Origin of the sequence: Campylobacter sp. BCW_4332, assembly GCF_001763175.1 — a bacterium.
Classification (GTDB): Bacteria; Campylobacterota; Campylobacteria; order Campylobacterales; family Campylobacteraceae; genus Campylobacter_D; species Campylobacter_D jejuni.
In genome coordinates this window covers 49,349-72,590 of the sequence record NZ_MJYF01000066.1, presented here as the reverse complement: position 1 = coordinate 72,590, position 23,242 = coordinate 49,349, and the positions used below count along the sequence as shown (strand labels likewise).

Here is a 23,242-nt window from a genome sequence, read left to right as displayed (position 1 = left end):
AAAGTTTATATTTCCAAAATTTGAATTTCATTTTCCAAACAATAAACTATAAAAGCACGCACTTTATCTTTTTTCAAAATTTCACTAATGGCGATCTTATAAGTTCTTACCTGCTCTTTATGTTTATCTTGCATAGCAAGACCTGTTTTATAATCAATTATAAAAGCTTCTTCATCTTTTAAGGCAAGCAAGTCTAATTGTTTAATTTCTCCATTAAAACTCAAAGCTTGTTCTTTTAAAAGCTTTCCATCACCAATCAAATTTTGAAATTGAATATTTTTAAGTAAAATTTCAATTCTTTTAAAAAGCTTTTCAAAATCACTCTCATCTAAAAAATGTCTAAATTTACTCTTGCATCTTTGAGTAAGTATTTGAAAATTTTCACCCTTAGGGAGTTTTAAATTTTGCATAAAAAAGTGAAAAGCATTTCCAAAATATAGCTCTTTACTATCAAGCTTTTCTTCACTTTGAACTTCTTGTGGGCTAATTTTTTCAAATTTTTGTAAAGCTTGAATACTTTCTTTTTTAACACTTAAAATTTGCTCTTTGCTTTCTAAAAAACCTCTCTCTTGAGAATGTATATTTAAAAATCCCCCCTTAAAATAACTTGGATAATTTCCATTTACACTTTCTTCGTTTCTTTTTATGATAATCAAACTTTCCTTAGCTCTTGTAAAAGCCACATAAAGTTTATTGATATCATCTTCATAATTTGCTCTTGTAATATTTTCTTTAAAAAGGGTATAAATAGGCTCTTTAGTAAGCTCTCGAATTTTATCTTTAATATGGAGCTGCCAACCTTGATTGATATCATATTCAAGCATGATATCTTCATTGTTTGAATTGTTTTTAGATAAACTATCTAGCAAAATCACATGATCAAATTCCAAACCCTTAGATTTATGCACACTCATAATACTAATACCCATATTTTGTTCGCTTACTATTTTCAAAGTACAAGGCTCAAATAAAAGCTTTAAAAAATTTTCCTTAGTTTTAGCATATTCGATAAATTGCATTAAAGCGATATCATTTAAATCAAGTTTTAATTCTTTTATTAAAAAAAGTATATTTTCCATAGCATTTTTTGAAAAATCAAGGGTGATTTTTCTCGGCTCAAAACCTAAAAGTTCTTTTAAAAATACCAAGTAAAACTCATCACCAAAAATACAATATTTAGCATATTCCAAAACAAGTCTTACGCTTGCTTTATTTTCAAGTAAAACATTGCTTTGAGTAAACGCAGGAATTTTTTGCTCTCTTAAAAAATCCAAAACCATATCTGCATCGCTATTTTTCCAACACAAAATACAAATATCATCATAAGAAATATTTTTAGATCTTAAAAAATTAATTTGCTCAAATAAAGTTTCTAAAGTCTTTTCCTTGATTTCTTGGGCTTGGTTTTTAACCTTTTGTTCTTTAGATTCCACAATACGCACAAAACCACCTTTTTTACTTTCTAAGGCAAATTGCTCTTTATAATCTTTGATTTTTTCTTTAAAAGTTTCATTAACAAAATCAACCAAAAGCTCTTTAGAACGATAATTAGTATTTAAACTATCACTTTTAATTTGACTAAATTCTTGTTTTAACAAATCAAATAATTCTTTTTTTCCTTTACGAAAGCGATAAATACTTTGTTTTTTATCTCCTACGTAAAAAAAAGTGCGATTTTTCTTAACTCCTTCTCCTGAAACAAGCTCAGCGATCAAAGGGCGTAAAATTTGATATTGAATCACGCTTGTATCTTGAAATTCATCAATAAGCAAATGCGAAATAAAACCATCTAAACGAAAATAAATCATATCCTTAAATTCACTGGTTATTAGCTCATAAACTTTTTTACTCACATCTTGGAAATTTAAGGTATTTTTATCTTTATGAAATATATTTTTAGCTTCACTATAATGATTTAAAAGATTCATTAAATTAGCAATTTTATAATTTTCAAGCTCTATAGCATAAGTATTTAAAGCATTTATAAGCTCCATTCTTTTTGTACTAAAATGCAAGTTAGTGCTTTCTAAATCTTGTAAATATTTTGTACTTTCAAATTTTGTCATAAAGCTTGATTGCATAAACACGGATAAATCTAAAACTTCGCTTTTAAAATTGTCACACAAATTTTTATAATTTTTTACATGAGTAAGACCCAAACAATAACTTCTTAACTCACTATAGGCTTTATTGATATAAGCTTTAGATGGATTTGGAATTTTAGGAAGATTTTGAAAATAAGCATTCTCATAAAATTTTTCAAGCTCGTTAAAAAAATTTTCTTTCTCATCAACTAAATTAATATAATAAGCCAAATCTTTTAATTCATCTTTTTTAAGAAGTTTTAAAAAAATCTCTCTTACATCAAGCTTCTCTTCACTCATTGTAAAATCACTACTTAAGCCCAAATTTAAAGCAAAAACACGCAAAATTTTTCCGAAAAAAGCATCAAAAGTGCTGATTTTTAACTCTGTTCTTAAAAATTCTTCTTTTTTAGCATCTCTTAAAGAAATAAGCTCTTCTTTATCTTTACCTAAAAGCTTGCAAAGTTCATTGCATTCACTGGTTTTATTTTTTTTTTCTAAATTTAAAAAAGCCTCAATAATTCTTTTTTGCATTTCATTAGCAGCTTTTTTGGTAAAAGTTAAAGCTAAAATTTCATTAATCCTAACCCCTTTTAAAATAAGTGCTACAAAACGCACACTCAAGGCAAAGGTTTTTCCGCTTCCCGCACTCGCTTCTAATGCCAAAAAAGGCTCAAATTGACTCATTTTAATTCCTTTTTATAAATGAGTTTATAAGGACAATGCTCATCTTGTTCATTTTCAAACTCTATTTCTTCCTTGCTCATAAGAACTAAGTCTTTAAGTCTTTCTCTTAGCTCATCTAAACTTTTAGCTTTTTGGTGCAATATTTGCATACTATTTAAATCATAAAAACCCACGCTTGCATTTTCATCATATAAAGCTTGGTAAAAAGCAAGTTGATAAGAATTACTTGGTACTTTTCCACTTTTATAATCAATGATCAAATTACCTTCTTTTGAACTATCGATACGATCTATAGTGCCCTTAAGTTTTATACTATCTGCTCCGAGCTTTAAAATATTATTTAACTCAAGCTCTGTATGTGCGACATAAAAGCCTTTTGAAAAATGCTCTTTTTCATTTTTAGCAAATTGTATAAATTTTAATTTAAATACTTCAAGATCAAGTTCACTGATATTGTATTTTTGATATTCTTTATTCAATAAATTTGCAAAAACTTTTATATCAAAATCATTATTTACATAATTTTTATAATAAATTTCAAGCATTTTATGGATGAAATTTCCTTGATTTTTCGCTTTACTTTCCTCGCTTAAAACCCTAGGTTCTGCTAAATTTAAAATATAACGATAATAATAAGTTCTTTTTTGATTTTCCAATAAATTAAAACGACTAAAAGAAAGCGGGAACTCGAAAGGATTATGCTTTAAAATAGGAGCTTTTATAGGAGTTAGATTAGGTTTTATACCTTCATAGTCTAATTTTAAAGCATTAAGATAAGCTTTTTGGTGGATATGAGTTTCATAAAAAAAGTCAAAATCAAGTTCATCTAAAAAACGTGATTTGCTTTTTTCTTCATTTTCCACAAAGCAAATACTTACTTCTAAAGCATTCTTCATCAAGCTTTCATAATAAAATCTTTGTAAATTTTCTCTTCTATCATAGCTAATCAATCCTGCTTTTTTACGCACTTCATTGTTTAAAAAAAGTTCATTAACACTTCTTTTGGGAATAAATTCTTCATTAAAATCAACCAAAATCACCCCATCAAAACAAAGCCCACGACTTTCTAAAAGTCCCATTACCGTAACCTTACCTCCACCTACATCACTAAGGGAAAGTTGTGAAATTTGCATGAAAAAAAGATGGATCAACTCTTTAAGAGTTAAAGACTGATTTTTTAATAAATCTTTAATAAAATAAAGTTCTTTTCGTATCAAATAAATAAGTTCTTGCTTTTCATTTTCTAAAAATAAAGCAAGTAATTTTTCAAAATATTCAAAATCACATTTCTCATCAAAATACTTTTTAAACTCTATAAAATCAAGCTTTAAAGAATGTAAAAGTGTATTGTGATAATCAAAAATCATCTGCGTGTCTTCAAAATAATCCTCTTGATTTTTATAAACAAAAGAAGCACTACTAGCACTTTCATAAAGTGCTTGAAATTTTTGATAAAATAAACTTTCTTTAATACTAATCCCACTTGCAAAATTAAGCATATTGTCTTTATCAAAAAGTCTTAAAAACTCACAAAAACTTTCATCTGGAGTTATAACTACAATATTTTCAGACTTTAAACCTTTGCGTACAAAATGTGAAATTTCATCCATAACAAAAGCGCATTGTAAAGCCCTTAATTCAAAAGATTTGAGTTTAATTTTTGAATTTTTTGTTTTAAAAATTTCTTCTTTTAAAATCTCTTGTTTTGAAAGATTGATTTCATAATGAGTGTTTATTTTTAAATCAAATATTTTTAAAAAATCAAGTTTTGAAAGATATTCAAGATTAAATTTACTTGTTTTAAAACTTAAAACCACTTCTTTAATCTGAGAAATTTCACTTAATAAATTTTCTTCAAATTTACTCAAAAAACCTTGCAAATCATAAACTATAGCTTCATACTCATCTAAAAAATCTTTATTAAGAGTGTAATTTTTAGGTAAAGAAAGATCATCATAAAAAGAATTTTTTTCAAGTAAAGCAAGATAATTTTTATATACCTCATCTAAAATTTCTAAATGTTCATTATAGGTGGCATAATAATCATTGTTTTTAAGATCTTCTATGCTTTTTTTTTCTAAACTAAGTTCTTTAAAAAAAGAAAAAAGATATTCGTTATTTTTCAAAAAAGCAAAAAATTCTACCGAAATTCCTAGTTTTTTTTCTAAATCCTTACTTTTTAGACAAGCTTCTTGCATTAAAAGCAAACTTTCATAAGAACTTGCCTTATGAAAATTACTCAAACAAACTTTATCTAAAAATTCACCTATATGAATAGCACTATCTAATAAGGCATTTTGCTGTTTTTTGTGGTTATAATACTCTCTAATTTGTCTTGAAGAACTAAAAATTCTTAATTTCATTGAGCATTTAATTCGTAGCTAAAAAAACCCACTGTTTCTTGATTTGCATAAAACTTTAGCTTAAGCTCCCATCTGCCTTTATCTAATTTAGGCAAAGCGATACTTAAAATTCCATTTTTAACTTGTCCTTCTAACTTTTGATCAAAATTTTTAGTGAATGGTCTTGTAAGAAGAACTTGAACTTTTAAATCATCAGAATTTATATTTTGCAATGCAGAAATTTTAAAATTTGCAACATAGGAATTTTGATCCACTTCATAACTAGGAATTTTTCTTTTACCTATAAAAGTGATTTTATCATTTTGAAAATTTACTTTAAAAAATTTATCAAAATTTACTTGTTGTTTTTGTATTTGATTGTAATTATTTTCAACATTTTGATAAGAGTCAAAATAAAAATCATCCTCATATACAGGATGGTGACTTGCTATAAAAATCGTTACAATACAAGCAATAATTATAGCCAAAAGTGAAAGCAAAATACCATAAGGCCAAAAACTTCTTTTAGTTTCTAACATTTTTTTTCCTCTTTATTCTTCTTTGTGCATAGTATAACAATGCAAAGCAAATAAATCCATAGATAAGTATTCTTAAGATATTGATAGTATCACGATTTGCATTACCTATAGAATGTTCTAATTGTAATCCCAAGGATTTTGCCACACGATCTACAATATCTGCATAACCATTAAGTATAGCAGCATTATAAATATCACCTTTATTTGTAGCTAATATCGGCAAAATAGATCCTGTTCCAGGATAAGGACTAAGCACGGCTTCTTTATCAATCAAAGCTAAAGCACCTTTTGAGCCCACTATATCAACTTTGTGAGAATTTTTTGACAAAAGAAGCAATATATAAGATTGAGGAAGTTCTTTTTGTTTATTTAATAAAGTTTCAATTTCAGTTTCATCACCAACCATAACGCCGATAAAAATATTACTTTTTTGGTAAAGCTCTTTTCCTATAAGATTAATCTCATTACTTACTTTTTGACTTAAAATATTTTCATTAAAAAGTATAGCATCAAGAGCAAAAACCCTAGAAGGCAATAAAACAAAGAAGAAGATGGCTAAAAAAAAGCCATCTTGTAATATTTTTTTCATCCTATATGAAGATGATTTACAGTTAAAACTGACCAAGCGGTGATTGCAGCAGCAACAACTAAACCAATAACAATTAAATATTCCAAAGCCTTACTCATTGTGCTTCCTTTATACTTCTATGATCTTGTTCTTTTGAACCAAACATCTTTACACTTTGTGCATCTTTAAGACTATATGGCTTTTGCATCACTTCTTGCTGAGCTTTAAGACCCCAAATAGTTAAAACTACTAAGATAGCAAGTAATAAAACCGTAGCAATTAACATACCTGTAACACCTGAAAGAGAAAACACGCATCTATTATTATTTTCCATCATTCACCCCTTGAAAGAGAAATTACATACTCGCCAACAGCTTCTTTTTGAATATCATTAAGTGTTGGAAAACTCGGCATTGTTCCTATAAAACCAGCCTTACCACTATGTAAAACATCTACTACAAAAGCTGCAGAACCGTATTTTGTAAGATCTGGGAACATTCCATCTTGACCTTTTCCATCTTCTCCATGGCATGCTGCACAAGTTGCATAAGCTTCTTTACCTTTTGCTACTAAATTTTCATTTGCAGTTTTCTTAATAGCTGAAAGATCTTTTGCTACATAAGCAGCAATAGCAGGGATATCTTCTTCTGCCACACCTAAATCAGCAGCGCCAAGCATTTCTCCACCTGGAAAATTCATACCTTTTGAACCATGTTTAATTACATTGATTATACCTTCTTCACTACCCCAAATATTTAAATTTTGAGCTTTACCATTGATACCATCGCCTGTAATTCCATGACAAGCTGAACACTGAACTAAAAAGATATTTTGACCCATTGCTATTTTATCTTCAGGAGATAAATTTTTAAATTTTTCTTCAAATTTTGTATTATGAGTTGCTACTTCTTCATTGTATTGACCTATACTTGAAAAAGAATTTAAAGGATATCCCCATAGAAAATACCAAATAGCCCAAACAATAGTCAGGAAAAATACCACAGCCCAGCCAGTAGGAACAGCATTTTTATACTCTCCTATTCCATCCCAACTATGTTCGCTAAGCTCTGACTCGCCTTTTTTTTCTTTCATTTGCTTAAACATTCTACTCACAATAACTAGTGTGATTAAAATGATAAGAATAGCTCCAATTAAAGATAAGAGATTAACATTATCTTCTAAATTTAACCATTGCATTAAGCACTCCTTTTACTTTCTAATACACTATCATCAATATCATCTTTTAAGGCAAGGTTTGCATAATTTTCATAATTTCTCTCACCTTTTTTTTCTGTTCTATATAAATGATACCAATACGCATATAATACTATTGACAAAAACATCACGAGTGCAAAAAAACCATAACCTTGGAAAATCTCCCACTCATGTTTTTGAACTGTTGCTAAATCAAATGTGATTAAATTTTTAATCACATCAAAAACTATTGATAAATGTTCCATCATCTTACTTTAAGCTATTTAAATAAGCGATCAAAGCAACTATTTCTTTGATTTCACCTTTAGCAAAAGCATCTTTTACTTCTTGATTTTTCATTTGATCAACTATAGCCTGAGCTTCAGCTTTTACTTCAGCTTGCGCATCCTCCCAAGAACCAAGTTTTGTTCCATTTTCTGTATCATAAGGAACATTGAAAACTTTTTTCACGGTTAAAGCCTCAGCATAAGCAGTTTCAATATCTGCATTATTTTTAAACATATGCTTATATGAAGGCATAATAGAATCTGGAACAACAGAAGTAGGATCCCACATATGATTTTCATGCCAATCAGCTGTTCTATAATTTCCTACACGAGCAAGATCAGGTCCTGTTCTTTTTGAACCCCAAAGAAAAGGTCTATCATAAGCAAATTCACCACTTACAGAATACATACCATAACGATCTGTTTCTGATTTAAATGGACGAATAAGCTGTGAATGACAAGCATTACAACTATCTTTAATATATACTGCACGCCCTGCAAGTTGTAAAACCGTATAAGGTTTTTTACCTTCAATTGGTCTTGCATTTTCTGCAAAATTTGGTAAAACTTCAACTATGCCTGCATAAGCAATCACTACAAAAACAGCTACAGCAAAAAAGAATGGATTTTTTTCTAACCAACTAAACATATTTTCTCCTTTTTATGCTGCCATAGGCGAAGCGCTTTTTGGTTCTTTATCAAGCACTCTTCCACAAGCAATTGTTTTGTAAATATTATAAGTAAACATAAAGAAACCGATAAGATACAACAATCCACCAATCGCTCTAATCCAATAATAAGGAACAATAGCCACAACAGTATCAATAAAGCTATAAAGCAAGTTACCATACTCATCTGTCGCCCTCCACATCATACCTTGAGTAATACCCGCAATCCACATTGAAGCAAAATAAAGAACTATACCTGTGGTTTGGATCCAAAATTGAGCTTCCATTAAAGATTTACTATAAAGCTCTCTTTTGAAAACTCTAGGAGTCATATGATAAAGAGCAGCCATAGTCATAAATCCTACCCAACCTAATGTTCCATCATGAACATGTCCTGGAATCCAATCTGTAAAGTGTGCTAAAGCATTAACAGACTTAATTGAAAGAATTGGCCCTTCAAGTGTTGAGAACATATAGAAAGTTGATGCCAAAATCATAAATTTAATCAATGGACTCTCGCGAAGCTGGCTCCACTCACCTTTCATAGTAAGTAAGATATTAATCGCTGAACCCCAAGAAGGTAAAATCAATACTATAGAGAAAACCGAACCCATAGTTTGCATCCAATCAGGTACAGTTGAATAAATCAAATGGTGACCACCTGCCCAAAGATAAACAAACATTAAGCCCCAAAATGCAAATAAAGAGAGTTTATAAGAGAAAATCGGCTGACCACTTTCTTTTGGCAAGAAGTAATAAATTTGAGCAATAATACCCACAGTAAATACAAATGCCACAGCATTATGTCCATACCACCATTGTACTAAAGCATCATTTGTTCCTGCATACATTGATACACTATGCCACCATTTACCCATTCCAGCAACAAAATAAGTTGGTACTTCCATGTTGTTAAAAAGATAAAGCATAGCTATACCTAAAAATGTAGCTATATAATACCATAAAGAAATATAAAGAGTTTTTTCACGGCGAATTCCAATAAGTCCAAAAATACTTACACCCCATAAAACCCAAACAAGAACAACAAGAATATCTAAAGGCCACTCAAGCTCTGCATATTCTTTAGATGTAGTCACACCCATAAATAAAGATATAACAGCTAAAACCATAGTAAGCATATAAAGCCAAAAATGAAGCTTACCAACAGCCATTAAAAATCTTGACTCAGCCATACTTACCTTAAGAACACGCTGACCTATATAATACCAAGTTGCCCAAATCCCTGAAAGCATAAAACCAAAAATCACACCTGAAGTATGAAGTGGTCTAAGTCTTGAAAAAGTAGCATATTCTCCTGCTAAATAATTTAAGTTAGGATATGCCATTTGAAAAGCTATAAGAGTTCCTATAGCCATACCAACAATGCCAAACAATACGGTTGTAAACATAAAATATCTTGCAACCGTATAGTCGTAATTTAATACATTACCTGGATGCATCGACTTTCTCCTTAAAATTTTTGATAATAAGAGAATATTATAGAATATTAATTATACATTTTTTCTTAAAAATGATAATTTTGTTAATCATTTGTTATGCTTTATATTTTAAGGCTAAATCAGTCTTATTTATTGATATTTATCTTATAACCTAAACTTGGTACATTTTTTATAAAATCTTCACCCACTTTATCTCTTACTCTTTTAATAAAAGTTCTAACAGCAGTATCACTTACATGTTCACCTATCCAAACATTTTTCTTTATATCTTCATGCAAAACCAAAGCCCCAGGTTGCTTTAAAAGCAAAGAAATAAAAGCTAATTCTTTTTTAGTTAAAACAATTTCTTCACCATTGTAAATCAAAGTTCTTTTAGTTTTGTTAAATTGATATTCTTCAGAAATTTTTACAAGCATATTTGCTTCAATTTTTTCGCCTATCAGATAATCTAAAACTTTAAACAACTCTTCTATATCAACAGGTTTAATCAAATATTTATCTATACCAATATCAATAGAACGCAAAAGTCTCTCTTTCTCTGAATACGCACTAAGAACAACAATTGGGACATCATCTGAAATTTCCTTAATCTCTCTTGCCATATCAAGCCCATCCATAATAGGCATAGCAATATCTGTGATAACTAAATCCGGCTTAAATTTTTTAAATTTTTTAAGCCCCTCATCTCCATTTTGAGCTCCGATTACTTTACTAAAGCGTTCGCTTAATACATTAATCAATGATTCTCTAGTTTTAATTTCATCTTCAACTACTAATATTATCAATTCTTTACATTCTTGTGACATTTCTATACTCTACCCTCTCTTTTAGTTTTAAAAATACCTCAAAACAAGCCCCATCTTTTCCATTCTTAACTTTTATTTTTCCTTGGAAACTTTCAATAATTTGTCTACTTATATAAAGTCCTACTCCTATACCCTGACTGGGATGTTTTGTTGTAAAATAAGGTTGAAAAATTTTATCTAAATTTTCTTTATCAATCCCACCAGCATTATCTTTTATTGTAATTTTCAGATAGTTTTTTCCAAATTTTGAAAAATTTATTGTTATGATTTTCCTTTTTTTGTTTTTAAATGCCTCTATTGAATTTAAAATCAAATTAAGAAAAACTCTTATTAAACCATTCTCATACGCCAAAACTTCATAATCACTTTTCGAAACAATATTAATATTTACATGATTTTTTTCTATAGTTTCAAAAGCAATTTCTAAGGCTTTATTTAAAGTCTCTTTTATAAATACACACTGCTCTACTCCTTTGTTAAACAAAGTTCTAAACACATCAATTGTTTCTGACATATTTTTAATCATATCTTTTGATTGTGAATAAATTTCAGCAAATCCTTTTTCATCTTTAAGATTTTGCTTCATTTGAAACATGGCAATACCAAGCTCATTTAACGGTTGTCTCCATTGATGTGCTATATCACTAATCATTTGTTCTAATGAAGATTTCAAAATCTCTTCATATGCTATTTTAATATCTTTTTCATTTTTTTCCAAGGCAATTTTCATTTTTTTCTCAAATTTTTTACCTAACTGTATAAATTCTTGTTGGTGATTTTTAACTGTATTTTCAAGATTAATACTTAATTCTCTTAATTTAGCGTGATTTAGAGCAAGCTCTTCATTAAGCTTAAAAGAATTACTGACATCATGAGAAAGCGCTACTATTTCTATTAATTCATTATTTTTATCCAATATGGGGATTAACAAAGTTTCAAGATAGAAGGTTTTGCCTAATTTATCAATATTTTTAAAAATAACCTGATAAGGCTTTTTATATGAAAGATCTTTTAAAAGCTTCTCAACATAACATTCATCAACATCTGGATGTTTAAATATTGAATGTTTTTTTCCTATAAGCTCTTTTTTGCTATATCCACTTATTTGACAAAGCTTATCACTGACAAAAATTAAATTTCCTTGCACATCAGCTCTTGAAAAAATTGTATTTTTTTCCAGAGCTTTAAAAAACTGATCTTTAAAAAAATCTTTCATTAAAAAGCCTTAAAACCTATATAGGCAAGATTTATACCGTAACAAACAATAATGCCATACGATAAATAATTAAACAAATTTTTCAAAAAATCACTAAAAAATTGTGAAATTTTAGAAAAAAATAACATCGCAGGTAAAGTTGATATTCCAAAAATCATCATTACCAAAATACCTTCAAAAATATTTTGCTTACTTATTGCATTGGCTATAAAAAAATACACCAATCCACAAGGAACAAAACCATTTGAAAATCCTAAAAATATAGCTGATTTTAATCCTTTAAAATTTTTAGATTTTTTAATAATTTTCTTTACAAAACTATCAAAAAAAACATTATTTTCAATAAAAGATAACATATTGCCTCTAAAAATAAGAGCAAAACCCAAAATCATCATAAATATACCAAGAATAAAAAATGACAAACTTTGAACCTTAGCATTGATTGCCAAGATATTCCCAAAAGTCCCAAAAATTATCCCTAAAACAATATAAGCAAAAATTCTAAACAAATGATAAATAAAAGTTAATAAAAATAAATTATTGCTTTTTGAATTTAAATTTATAAAAAGTAAATTAAAACCACCACACATAGAATAGCAGTGTCCAAAACTAGATAAAAAAGCAACGCTGATAATAGCTAAAAAATCTATACTCACATCAAATTCATAAATTCTTTAAAAATGTACTTACTTTCATGAGGACCTGAAGAACTTTCCGGGTGATGTTGCACTGAAATAATAGGATAGTCTTTATATCTTACTCCTTCAACATTATCGCCAAATAAATTTCTATGAGTGATATGAGCCACTTGAGCTAATTCTTCTGGAACATTATAATTATGATTTTGTGCGGTAATTTCTACCGTTTTTGTATCAAGATTGATCACAGGATGATTTGCTCCATGTTGTCCAAATTTCATTTTATAAGTTTCATATCCAAAAGCATTACTTAAAAGCTGGTGACCTAAGCAAATTCCAAGCATAGGAATTTTAGCTTCTGCAAGTTTTTTAATCTCTGCAATCTCTTGTTTTAAAATCCTTGGCTCACCTGGACCATTAGAAAGAAACACGCCTTGAATTTCACCTTTTTTATACAGAGTAATCAACTCATCTGCTTTAACATTATATGGATAAACTTCTACTTCAAAACCTACTTCTACAAGTTCATTTAGAATATTTGTTTTAACACCATAGTCTATAACAGCAACTTTTTTCTCGCCTCTTTTAGCGTCATTAAATTTTTGAAAACTAGCATTCCAAACGCCTTGTTTGTGAGAATAATTTTTCTTAGTGCTAACTTCTTTTACAAAATTTACTTCATCAATTTTTGCTGATTTTTCTAAGGCGATTTTTAAATCTTCTTTATTTGAAATTTCAGTTGAAATTACAGCTCTTAAATTGCCATTATTTCTTATCATTTTTACTAGATATCTCGTATCAAGTTCATAAATTCCTATTTTTCCATGTTTTTCAAGATAATCTTGCAGACTTTCTTTAGCGCGAAAATTTGAAAAACTGGAACTTAATTCACGCATTAAAACACCACTTGCAAAAATTTCCTTACTTTCATTATCATTTTCATTGGTTCCCACTATACCAATTTCTGGCATAGAAAATACGATAAATTGCCCTGCATAAGAAGGATCTGAAATAATTTCTTGATACCCTGTTAAAGAAGTGTTAAATACAAGCTCTCCAAAAAAAGTACCACTCTTTCCAAAAGCCTTAGCACTTAAAAAAATATCATTTTCTAAATAAATATAAACCTTCATTAAAACATACCTTTTTTTCTAAGCTCTTCTTGATAGAGTTTTTCAAAGATAAGATCGTATTCTTCACTACCTGGAATAGGTTTTGTTTTATAATTGCTAATTTTCTCATAAACCTCATCTTCAAGTTTTTCATAAATTTTAAGATAAGACTCTATGCTTGAAAAGATTAAATTTTTAACTCTATTTTCACTCACTATAAAATTAATATAATCATTCTCTACAAGTTCTTCTAAAATTTGATGCGCTAGATGATTATGTCTGTCTTCAGAATCTAAAATCACATTAAATTCAGGAGCTAACTTTTTCTTCACAAGCCAAAACATATTTTTACGATCTACTTGCATAAGTTCCATTTCATCTTCTTGTTGCTCTAAAAGCTCTTTGACTCTTTCATCTAATTTTCTTTCATTTAGAATATCTTTCTCTAAAACTTCTATTATACATACCTTAAGCTTTTCTAACTGATCTTTAATTTCTACAAAAGAAGAATTAGCTATATCTAACATCATTTTATTTGCGATATAAGGAATATGTGGTAATTTTATACGCATCTTAAAAACCTTTTATTTAATAATGTTTAAAATAATAGCTTATTTTTGGTAAAAGAATGTTAAAAATGAAAAATTTTCATTTTTTTTAATCACCTAATTACTAGCATTATTATCTAAATTTTTCAAAAGTAAAGTAAGCTCGCTGGCTTTTTTTGGATCCATTTTAGATAAAACACCTGAAATTTTACGCGATTCCAAAGAAAGCATTATTTTGCTTGCATCCTCTGCATCCATTTGACTTAAAACATCTGCAATGGCTGCATCTTTCATTTGGGAGTAAATTTCTTTAACCCTACCTTGAGTTTTATCATTGATTGAATTTAAAATCTTTTGTTGTTCTTCTACAAGCCTTGCGTTTTCAAGTTTTAATTCTTCAATTTTTGCCAAAGTCGCATTAACCTCAGCCTCTTTTTTTTCTAAATTTTCAAGCCTTTCTTTTTGCAAAGCTTCAAAAGAGGCTTTATAAGCTTCTAAAGATTGTCTTGCTTCATCAAATTCTCTAGTTTGCAATTCAATTTGAGCTTTTCTAGCTTCAAAATACTGCTCACAATCCTGTTCAGCTCCAAAAACTACACTTGAAATAAAAACTAACAATATAAATTTTTTAATCATCTTTTTCCCCTTTGAAAAAACGACTGATTGCAATTTCATCTAAAAATTTTTCTTCAGCCTTCGCAAGTTCTTTTTGTTTTTGTTTAATTTCTTCAGTTTCCAAAGCCTTCATTTTTTCATAATCTAAATGCGCTTTTTGATATAAAAACTGATAATGGTTCATTTCTTTTTTAGAAAGTTCTACTTTCTCCTTAGCTCTTGCCAAAGCCTCGCGTCCTACTTGCGCCATACTTAAATTTGATCTTAACTCTGCTATAGATCCTGATTTTGGCAATACGCCTAAACTTTCACACTCTTGGCGTGAAAGTTCATAAGCTTTTTCATGTTCAAGCTGTCTTTGTTTGGCTTGATTAAGATTTGATTCTGCTTTATCAAGTTGTTGTTTTCTTACTTTTACAACAGAATTATATTTACTTTTCATAAGATGATAGTATCATCTCTTTCAGGGCTAGTGGAAATATACTTTACTTTAACCCCTGCAAGCTCTTCAAGTCTTGCTATATATTTTTTAGCATTTTCTGGCAATAAATCATAATCTTTTATACCAAAAACTTTATCCCAACCATCCATTTCTTCATAAATAGGTTGAACATTTTCTAAATCACTTGGTATATAGTCGATTTCCATGCCCTTATATTCATAAGCACGACAAATTTTTATCTTTTCAAAACCATCTAAAACATCAAGCTTCATCAAAGATAAAGCATCAAGACCATTAAGCCTTGCTGTATATCTTACAGCAACCGCATCAAACCATCCACAGCGTCTTTTACGTCCTGTGCTTACGCCAATTTCTTTTCCAATTTGTGCAATTTTTTCTCCATCTTCGCCCTTATCCTCAGTAGGAAAAGCTCCATTTCCCACACGCGTTGCATAAGCTTTTACAATACCTATAATATTTCCCGCTTCTTTAGGATTTAACCCAAGTCCTGTTAAAGCGCCTGCTGAAATAGTACTTGAACTTGTAACATAAGGATAAGTTCCATGATCAATATCAAGCATAGAGCCCTGAGCTCCTTCTAAAAGTACTCTTTTATCTTCATCTAAAGCCTTCCAAAGCATTCTTGTAGTATCTGTAATATAAGGAGTTAAAATTTCATTAAAGCGTTTTAAATCAGCAAGCAATTCTTCAGCACTTGGAATTTCAATTTCAAGCATTTCAAAAAAAGTTTTATTAGCTTCAAAATCTTTCATCAAAGCCTCACAAAGTCTTTGTGGTTCTAAAAGCTCTCCAACTCTATGTCCTGTACGATTAATCTTATCTGCATAAGAAGGTCCTATACCCTTACCTGTTGTTCCTATGGCATTTTTGCCTTTGAGTTTTTCTTTTGCAATGTCTATTAAAGAATGATGTTTTAAATTTAAATGAGCTCTATCGCTGATATATAATCTACCTTTTAAATTTTCAAATTGAGCCATTTCAGCAATCAATACTTCAGGAGAAACCACAACTCCATTTCCGATAATATTAATACATCTTGGATGCAAAACTCCACTTGGCATAAGATGAAGCGCATATCTTACACCATTTACCCAAATCGTATGTCCTGCATTGTGTCCACCTGCACTTCTGCAAACAAAATCATAATTTTCACATAATTTATCAACTACCTTACCTTTTCCTTCATCGCCCCATTGAATGCCGACAATAATATCTGCTTTGCTCATAAAAATTTCCTTGATTTTACTTTAATATTGGCGAGAAGATGAGAGAATCGAACTCCCCAAAGAATAGTCAACTATCCTTTCATCTGATTTGAAGTCAGTGGCGATCACCAGATACGCTAATCTTCCAAAGCGATAATTATAGCGATTTTTAATGAAAAACAAAATAAATTTATCAATATTCTTTTTGACTTCATATTAAATTTAAGCTATAATCTCACTCTTTTTTAGCATCAAGTTTTGATGATTACATTATTAGGATCTTTCTTTGAATTCTTTTAAACAAAAATATTTAATCAATTTTTGGGACAATTCCCATTCTATGATTGCACTTGGAATTTTAAGTGCAGTGTATTTTGGGATTTTTGGTGGCGTTTGGGCTGTTACTGGAGAAATGACGCGTTGGGGCGGTGAATTTCTAGAACTTTTAGGTATGAATTTAGATGGATATTCTTATTACCAAAAGCAAAATTTAAATGGAACCCCTTTAACAAGAACTGATGGTATTATGCTCATAGGTATGTTTATAGGTTGTTTAGTAGCCGCACTTTTAGCTAACAAAGTCAAATTTCGTCTACCTGCTAGCAATATAAGAATTTTTCAAGCAATAGTAGGTGGAATTCTTTCAGGATATGGAGCAAGACTTGCGTTTGGATGTAATTTAGCTAATTTTTTTACAGGTTTACCTTATTTTTCTTTACACACTTGGCTTTTTACTGTTTTTATGGTTTTAGGAATTTATCTAGGAGTGAAAATTTGCAACACTTCCTTTTTTAAACCTAAAGCTAAATTAGAACGGGTAAATAAAGAAAATTTGCCGTTAAACAAGCAAAGTTTGCATACAAAATTATATTTTAACTTAGGCATATTGCTTTTCATGGCCTTTTTAGTTTGGGTGTTTTATCTTGTTTTTACAAATGGCAATATCAGCACACAAAACAAACAAAGTCTTCTAGCTTTGGCACTGATTTTTGGTTTTGTTTTTGGCTTTATTATTTCTAGAGGGCAAATTTGTTTTACCTCTTGCTTTAGAGATTTGTTTTTATTTGGTAGAGATAATGCTATAAAAGGCGCATTAATTGGCATGATTATCGCTTCTTTAATCGCTTTTGCTTTTATCTTACAAGGCTATACTAGCAAACTCATAGAACTTTCTCCTGCTGTAGCTGTAGGAGCATTTTTATTTGGTTTTGGCATAGTTTTTGCCGGAGGTTGCGAGTGTGGTTGGGCTTATCGTGCCTTTGAAGGGCAAAGTCATTTTATGATAGTAGGAATTGCAAATATAATAGGAACTATGATTTTAGCTTTAAGTTATGACTTTTTACCAAAAGCTTTTAAAGAAGGTATAAAAATCAATCTTTTAACTGAATTTGGCAATTTAAATGGATTTTTTATCAATCTTATTTTATTCATCTTAATGTTTGTTTTTGTAGTATTTTACAAAAAACACTTCTTTAAAAATCAACTTAAAGGATAAACAATGAAAATTACTTATAGTTTAAATTTACAAGGTGAAGCTTGTCCTTATCCTGCTATAGCAACACTTGATGTCTTACCTAAGCTTAAAAGTGGAGAAATTTTGGAAGTGCTTTGCGATTGCCCACAAAGTATCAATTCCATACCTCAAGATGCAAAAAACCGTGGTTTTAAAGTGCTTGAAATCGATCAAAGCGGACCCACGCTAAGATTTTTAATACAAAAGCCTTAAAAAAGGCTTTTGTTCTCAAAGCTCTTTTAACATCTTTTCATAAGCTGCTTTAGTTCCAGATCTTACATTTGTAAACAAACTTGCAATAATAATTACCACAGAAGCTGCTAAAAACCCTGGAACTATTTCATAAAGACCCGAATTTGCAAAATTCTTCCAAAGTACCACAGTAGCAGCTCCTGTTATCATACCTAAAATCGCTCCTACTCTTGTCATCCTACTCCAAAATAAAGAAAAAAGCATTACAGAACCAAAAGAAGCTCCAAATCCAGCCCATGCATAAGAAACTATACTCAAAACACTTGAATTTTTATCAGTAGAAATCAAAAACGCTATTACAGCTACCAGTAAAACACCTAATTTACCTAAATTTAATACAACATGACTTGGCGCATCTTCTCTAAAAATCTTTTTATAAAAATCTTCCGCTATAGTAGAACTTGAAACCAGCAATTGTGAACTTGCCGTACTCATAATAGCCGCTAAAATAGCACTGAGTAAAATGCCTGCTATCCAAGGATTAAATAAAAGCTGCGACATCACGATGAAAATCTTTTCAGGATCTTGCAGGCTTAATTCAAATTTATACACATAAGCTATACCCAAAACACCTATCATACAAGCACTTAAAAGACAAACCACCATCCAAGCAATACCTATAAAAGTGGCCATAGGAATATCTTTAGTAGAACGAATCGACATAAAACGCACTAAAATATGTGGTTGACCAAAATAGCCCAAACCCCAAGCAAGTGCAGATATAATGCTTACAACTCCCACTCCTTCGCCCATAGATAAAGCTTGTGGCTTTATTTCTCTTACTATATCCATCGCTTCACCAAAGCCACCTAAATGATAAAGCATAACCAAAGGCACAATGATTAAAGCCATCATCATTAAAAGCCCTTGTATCATATCCGTCCAACAAACTGCCTTATATCCACCTAAAAAAGTATAAGCAACAATAATAATCGTTCCAGTAGTTAAAGCATAATCATATCTGATACCAAAAGTACTTTCAAAAAGTTTTGCTCCACTTACAAGCCCTGATGAAACATAAAAGGTAAAAAATATCAAAATTACCACCGCACATACGATGCGTAGTATGTGTTTATCATCATCAAAACGAGTTTCAAAATAATCAGGAATAGTCAAAGAATTTGCAATCACACTGGTATAAATTCTAAGTCTTTTTGCCACAAAAATCCAATTTAAACTAGCTCCTATAGTAAGTCCAATTGCAATATAAGAATCTATAAAACCACTTACATATAAAGCTCCTGGTAATCCCATTAAAAGCCAACCACTCATATCAGAAGCCCCTGCGCTAAGTGCAGATATCACAGGCCCCATAGTACGCCCGCCTAAAAAATAATCCTCTGAATTTTTATTTTGTTTATAAAAATAAAAACCTATATAAAGCATTAACAAGGCATAAACTACAAACATCACTGCTATTGGGGTATTAATTTGAACCACTTCCATCAATCTCTCCTTGATCATTAAGATATTGCTCTAATGCCTAAATTTCCATAGCGATGAAAAGATATACTTAAAGCTTTTTCATTAAAATAATTTAAAAGTTCAAAACGACCATTTAACAATGGCTTTTCTCTTATGATGATTTTAGCAAGCTTTGCAGCCTCTTTATAAATCTCATCATTTACATCTGGCTTTGCCAAATAACGCACTCTTTCATATTCTTTAATACTCTTGATAAAATTTTCTTTATTTTCTTTTAAAAATAATACTTTTGCTCCTATACTTTGAACAATTTGCTCTATCATACTAATATCTTGTTCATCATAACTGATGCTTAGATCAATATTTGCAATATTTACACCTAAAACCACCCCTAAAACATCTTTTAAGCTTTCATTTCCACAAAGTCTTAAAACCATATTATTTATTTTAGTATAAGAAAAAAGATTATCTTCTCCACGTATATTGACATAATCTTTTGAAACACTAAACTCATTTTTATAATGATAAGCATAAGATTGAGACATTTTAATTAAATCGTTCATAAAATCTTGTGCTTCTTTTAAATCTATTTGTGCTAATTTTTTTGAAAATTTATCTTCAATTAAATAATCATCAAAATCTTCTTGCTTAATCTCTAAAAATTGAGTGATATAATTATAAATTCCCACTTTTCTACCAAAACCTATAGCTGATTTTTTAACCCCTCCAAAAGGTTGACGCAGCACTATAGCCCCTGTGGTTGGTTTGTTGATATAAATATTTCCTGCTTCTATATGAGTGTGAAAATACTCCCATTCTCTTTCATCTAAGCTTTCAAAACCTGCAGTTAAACCATAGCCTGTAGAATTTACTATATCTATAGCTTCTTTTAAGTCTTTAGCCTTCATCACGCTTAAAATCGGTACAAAAAGTTCATTCATATGAGTAAAATCACCCTTTTTGGTGCCATATTTTATGCCTGGAGTCATCAAATAAGGATTATCCTCTAAAAACTTAGGTTTTAATGCCCATTCTTCATAAGGTTGTAATTCATCTAAGGCCTTTTGAACTTTAGAACTTGGCTTATCAGCCAAAGTACCTAATTTATTTTTAAATTCAAAAGGATTGCCCACTGCCATAGAACTTGCAGCATCTACTAAAGTCTTTTTAAATTCTTCATCATTATAAACCTCTTCTTCTAAGACTAACAAAGAAGTAGCTGAACATTTTTGACCACTATTACTAAAAGCAGAATGAATAATATTTTTAATCGCACTATCACGATCAGCAAATTTAGAAACTATAGTCGCATTCTTTCCGCCAGTTTCAGCACTTAAAAGCAAGGTTGGATTAGCTTTTAACATAGCATAAGCAGTATCCTCTCCTCCTGTAAGAATTGAAAATTTAATCACTTCATCAACAAGTAAATATTTAGAAATATCACTTCCTTTTGAAGGTAAGAAAATCAAAGCGTCTTTTGGAATACCTGCATCCCAAAAACACTTACAAAGCATATAACCTGTTAGAGTTGAAAGTGAAGAAGGTTTGTAAATCACCACATTACCTGCAGCTAGGGGTGCAGCTATAGTGCCCACTGAAATCCCTATAGGAAAATTCCAAGGAGCTATGGTAACCCCTATACCTTTAGGCGTAAATTTAACTTTTGGATTTTGTTTTTTAAGCTCTTCTAAAGAGTGCGGATAAAACTCTATAAAATCAATAGCCTCACTTACTTCAGGATCGATCTCTAAAAAGGTTTTACCCACCTCTAAAGCTGCCAAACCTATCAAATCTCCCCTTCTTTCTCTCATAAGTTTTGCACTTTTAGCTAAAATTTGATAAATTTCATCATGACTTTTTTGTGTAAATTTGGAATTTTTAGCTACTTCTAAAGCTTGTTTGATTTCTTTTTCTCCGGCTAAATAAGCCTTTCCTATCACTCTATCTTCAATCTTATCTTTAACTTCTAAAACATTTAAATTTTCTGCTTTAAAATCAAGCTCACCTATAACAGGATAAACATCATAATCTTTTAAATTTTCATATTTAGCTTTAATTTCTTTAGCCCATGCTCTATTTTGTGCTAAAATAAAATCCGTATCACTTTCGTTGCTAAATTTTTTACTTTCATAAGAACTTATGATATTTGATTCTTTATTTCTATCTTGCTTACGATGTGTAGTATTATCAAGAGTTTTTATGCCTTCTAAAGATTTTAAAAAAAGTTCTTTTTGGATATTCCAGTTTCTATCTCCTACTTTAAGATTGAAAAAATAACGCATAAAATTATCTTCGCTCGTATTTTCATCAAGGCGTCTTACAAGATAAGCAATAGCATTGTTAAAATGTGCTTCATCGCAAACTGGAGCATAAAGGATTAAATCATGCATTTTAGATAATTCATAAGAACATTGCAAACTCATACCTTCAAGCATTTCAAAAGTAAAAGAATCTAAAGCATTCGCTTCACTTATGCGTGTATAAGCATAAGCAATCTCAAAGATATTATGACTTGCAATTCCTATGTTGATGTATTTATGATTATCTCCTTCAAGAATAAAATCAAGCATTTTATTATAATTGCTATCAGTATCTATTTTTTTATAAAAAGTAGGAAGCTCCCAGCCTTTTTGAGATGCAATAGTTTCTTCACTTTCCATATTAGCACCCTTAACAAAACGGATCTTAATAGGCTTCATACCTTTTAAAACCCTCTCTTTTGAAAAAGCAAAAAGTTTTTTAAGATACTCATAAGAATCAGGAATATAAGCTTGCAAAACAATCCCCGCTTTAATATCAAATTTAGCCACACTTTCCATAAAAGCTGCAACGGTGAGTTCTAAATCTCTAAATTCTTCCATATCCAGATTGATAAATTTAGATACACCTTGTTTTTTCTCTTCTTCTAAGGCTAAAGCATAAAGATAATCTAGTCTTTTTACTACCTCTTCTTTGGAATAATCAAAATCTATAATATTAATTTGTGAAAAAATCGTAGTAATTTTTATGGAAATATAAGTGATATAACTTGATTTTAAAGCCTCTTCATATTTTTGCATACGATATTTACTCTCAGCTTCACCTAAAACCTCTTCGCCGATTAAATTCACATTTAAGGTAATTTTATCTTGCTCTTTTCTTTTCTTAATATGCGGTTCTAAAACACTAGGGTTTGCATCTAGAACCATAGCTTTAGTATCTTCTCTTAAATGTTTGACAAAAAAAGGTACACTTAAATTAGGAGCAAATTTGCCAAAATTTAAAAAGCTAAAAAGTAGGAATTTTTCAAAAGTGCTAAAAAAATCCGCTATGCCATATTTACTCAAAGTATATTCTATAAGCTCAAAACTTGCATTTTTATCTTTACATCTAAAAGAACGATCTAAAAGTTCTATAAGCATAACTTTATTTTTGGGATTATTAAGAAGTTTTTGCATTTTAGCATGAAATTCTTTTTCAGAATTTGAAATATTGGCTTCTATTTGTCCTTGCAATTCTTCAGCTAAGGCTAAAGCTTTTTGTATCATTTCGTATCTCCTAAGATAAAATAAATTTTAATAAATAATATATAAATAAGATAAAAATAATATTTTAAATCATAGAAAATGTATAAAAAATGA

At 29.8% G+C, this 23,242-nt stretch carries 22 protein-coding genes and 1 tRNA gene; 2 read left to right on the top strand and 21 right to left on the bottom strand.

The window, feature by feature from the left end:
* Positions 1–5: 5 nt before the first annotated feature.
* From AJN64_RS08490 to AJN64_RS08400, 19 genes are all read right to left on the bottom strand, one after another.
* Positions 6–2,771 carry a RecB-like helicase gene (locus tag AJN64_RS08490; protein WP_053872341.1) on the bottom strand — a complete coding sequence of 922 codons (2,766 nt, stop codon included), beginning with the start codon at positions 2,769–2,771 and terminating at the stop codon, positions 6–8.
* Positions 2,768–5,134: a PD-(D/E)XK nuclease family protein gene (locus AJN64_RS08485; RefSeq protein ID WP_070292877.1), complete on the bottom strand. Its 2,367-nt coding sequence runs from the start codon at positions 5,132–5,134 to the stop codon at positions 2,768–2,770. The genes AJN64_RS08490 and AJN64_RS08485 overlap by 4 nt, the downstream gene beginning before the upstream one ends.
* Positions 5,131–5,652, bottom strand: a complete 522-nt coding sequence (locus AJN64_RS08480; RefSeq protein ID WP_002862138.1) for a FixH family protein — start codon at positions 5,650–5,652, stop codon at positions 5,131–5,133. The genes AJN64_RS08485 and AJN64_RS08480 overlap by 4 nt, the downstream gene beginning before the upstream one ends.
* On the bottom strand, positions 5,639–6,241 hold the full coding sequence (locus AJN64_RS08475) for a hypothetical protein (protein ID WP_053872800.1): 603 nt from the start codon (positions 6,239–6,241) through the stop codon (positions 5,639–5,641). The genes AJN64_RS08480 and AJN64_RS08475 overlap by 14 nt, the downstream gene beginning before the upstream one ends.
* A complete protein-coding gene (locus tag AJN64_RS08470; RefSeq protein WP_002858872.1) occupies positions 6,238–6,339 on the bottom strand; it encodes a hypothetical protein in 102 nt (33 codons plus the stop codon). The genes AJN64_RS08475 and AJN64_RS08470 overlap by 4 nt, the downstream gene beginning before the upstream one ends.
* Positions 6,336–6,557, bottom strand: a complete 222-nt coding sequence (locus AJN64_RS08465; RefSeq protein ID WP_072223679.1) for a DUF4006 family protein — start codon at positions 6,555–6,557, stop codon at positions 6,336–6,338. The genes AJN64_RS08470 and AJN64_RS08465 overlap by 4 nt, the downstream gene beginning before the upstream one ends.
* Positions 6,554–7,417: a cbb3-type cytochrome c oxidase N-terminal domain-containing protein gene (locus AJN64_RS08460; RefSeq protein ID WP_002870877.1), complete on the bottom strand. Its 864-nt coding sequence runs from the start codon at positions 7,415–7,417 to the stop codon at positions 6,554–6,556. The genes AJN64_RS08465 and AJN64_RS08460 overlap by 4 nt, the downstream gene beginning before the upstream one ends.
* Positions 7,417–7,680 (bottom strand): cytochrome c oxidase, cbb3-type, CcoQ subunit, encoded by a 264-nt coding sequence (locus tag AJN64_RS08455; protein WP_002851307.1) that lies wholly within the window; start codon positions 7,678–7,680, stop codon positions 7,417–7,419. The genes AJN64_RS08460 and AJN64_RS08455 overlap by 1 nt, the downstream gene beginning before the upstream one ends.
* 4 nt (positions 7,681–7,684) lie before the next feature.
* The gene (gene ccoO / locus AJN64_RS08450; RefSeq protein WP_002855439.1) at positions 7,685–8,350 is read right to left on the bottom strand and encodes a cytochrome-c oxidase, cbb3-type subunit II; all 666 of its coding nucleotides are present in this window, start codon (positions 8,348–8,350) and stop codon (positions 7,685–7,687) included.
* 12 nt (positions 8,351–8,362) lie between these two features.
* Entirely contained in the window at positions 8,363–9,829 is a 1,467-nt protein-coding gene (ccoN, locus tag AJN64_RS08445) for a cytochrome-c oxidase, cbb3-type subunit I (protein WP_053872801.1), read from the bottom strand.
* A gap of 125 nt (positions 9,830–9,954) precedes the next feature.
* Complete coding sequence (bumR, locus tag AJN64_RS08440) at positions 9,955–10,635, bottom strand: butyrate response regulator transcription factor BumR (protein WP_002862143.1); 681 nt, start codon at positions 10,633–10,635, stop codon at positions 9,955–9,957.
* Positions 10,619–11,851: a butyrate sensor histidiine kinase-like phosphatase BumS gene (gene bumS, locus AJN64_RS08435; RefSeq protein ID WP_053872802.1), complete on the bottom strand. Its 1,233-nt coding sequence runs from the start codon at positions 11,849–11,851 to the stop codon at positions 10,619–10,621. The genes bumR and bumS overlap by 17 nt, the downstream gene beginning before the upstream one ends.
* Positions 11,851–12,507: a sulfite exporter TauE/SafE family protein gene (locus AJN64_RS08430; protein WP_070292876.1), complete on the bottom strand. Its 657-nt coding sequence runs from the start codon at positions 12,505–12,507 to the stop codon at positions 11,851–11,853. Before AJN64_RS08430 ends, bumS begins: the two co-directional genes overlap by 1 nt.
* The gene (gene carA, locus AJN64_RS08425; protein WP_053872803.1) at positions 12,504–13,622 is read right to left on the bottom strand and encodes a glutamine-hydrolyzing carbamoyl-phosphate synthase small subunit; all 1,119 of its coding nucleotides are present in this window, start codon (positions 13,620–13,622) and stop codon (positions 12,504–12,506) included. Before carA ends, AJN64_RS08430 begins: the two co-directional genes overlap by 4 nt.
* Positions 13,622–14,173 carry a DUF507 family protein gene (locus tag AJN64_RS08420; RefSeq protein WP_002851269.1) on the bottom strand — a complete coding sequence of 184 codons (552 nt, stop codon included), beginning with the start codon at positions 14,171–14,173 and terminating at the stop codon, positions 13,622–13,624. The genes carA and AJN64_RS08420 overlap by 1 nt, the downstream gene beginning before the upstream one ends.
* A gap of 93 nt (positions 14,174–14,266) precedes the next feature.
* Complete coding sequence (locus AJN64_RS08415; RefSeq protein WP_002851265.1) at positions 14,267–14,785, bottom strand: MotE family protein; 519 nt, start codon at positions 14,783–14,785, stop codon at positions 14,267–14,269.
* Positions 14,778–15,206, bottom strand: a complete 429-nt coding sequence (locus tag AJN64_RS08410; protein ID WP_002880459.1) for a flagellar export protein FliJ — start codon at positions 15,204–15,206, stop codon at positions 14,778–14,780. Before AJN64_RS08410 ends, AJN64_RS08415 begins: the two co-directional genes overlap by 8 nt.
* Positions 15,203–16,453 (bottom strand): adenylosuccinate synthase, encoded by a 1,251-nt coding sequence (locus AJN64_RS08405; RefSeq protein ID WP_002862151.1) that lies wholly within the window; start codon positions 16,451–16,453, stop codon positions 15,203–15,205. Before AJN64_RS08405 ends, AJN64_RS08410 begins: the two co-directional genes overlap by 4 nt.
* A 28-nt stretch (positions 16,454–16,481) precedes the next feature.
* Positions 16,482–16,579: transfer RNA gene (locus AJN64_RS08400), tRNA-Sec, on the bottom strand.
* Between the two features lie 139 nt (positions 16,580–16,718).
* Between AJN64_RS08400 and yedE the strand changes: the two genes are divergently transcribed.
* Together yedE and yedF are read left to right on the top strand one after the other, a co-directional pair.
* Complete coding sequence (gene yedE / locus AJN64_RS08395) at positions 16,719–17,927, top strand: selenium metabolism membrane protein YedE/FdhT (protein ID WP_083271929.1); 1,209 nt, start codon at positions 16,719–16,721, stop codon at positions 17,925–17,927.
* A gap of 3 nt (positions 17,928–17,930) precedes the next feature.
* Positions 17,931–18,158, top strand: a complete 228-nt coding sequence (yedF, locus tag AJN64_RS08390; protein ID WP_002855447.1) for a sulfurtransferase-like selenium metabolism protein YedF — start codon at positions 17,931–17,933, stop codon at positions 18,156–18,158.
* Positions 18,159–18,173: 15 nt separating this feature from the next.
* On the opposite strand, the gene putP is transcribed toward yedF, so the two are convergent.
* Together putP and AJN64_RS08380 are read right to left on the bottom strand one after the other, a co-directional pair.
* Positions 18,174–19,643: a sodium/proline symporter PutP gene (putP, locus tag AJN64_RS08385; RefSeq protein WP_070292875.1), complete on the bottom strand. Its 1,470-nt coding sequence runs from the start codon at positions 19,641–19,643 to the stop codon at positions 18,174–18,176.
* A 17-nt stretch (positions 19,644–19,660) separates the two neighbouring features.
* Positions 19,661–23,149 carry a proline dehydrogenase family protein gene (locus tag AJN64_RS08380; RefSeq protein ID WP_070292874.1) on the bottom strand — a complete coding sequence of 1,163 codons (3,489 nt, stop codon included), beginning with the start codon at positions 23,147–23,149 and terminating at the stop codon, positions 19,661–19,663.
* Positions 23,150–23,242: the final 93 nt, after the last annotated feature.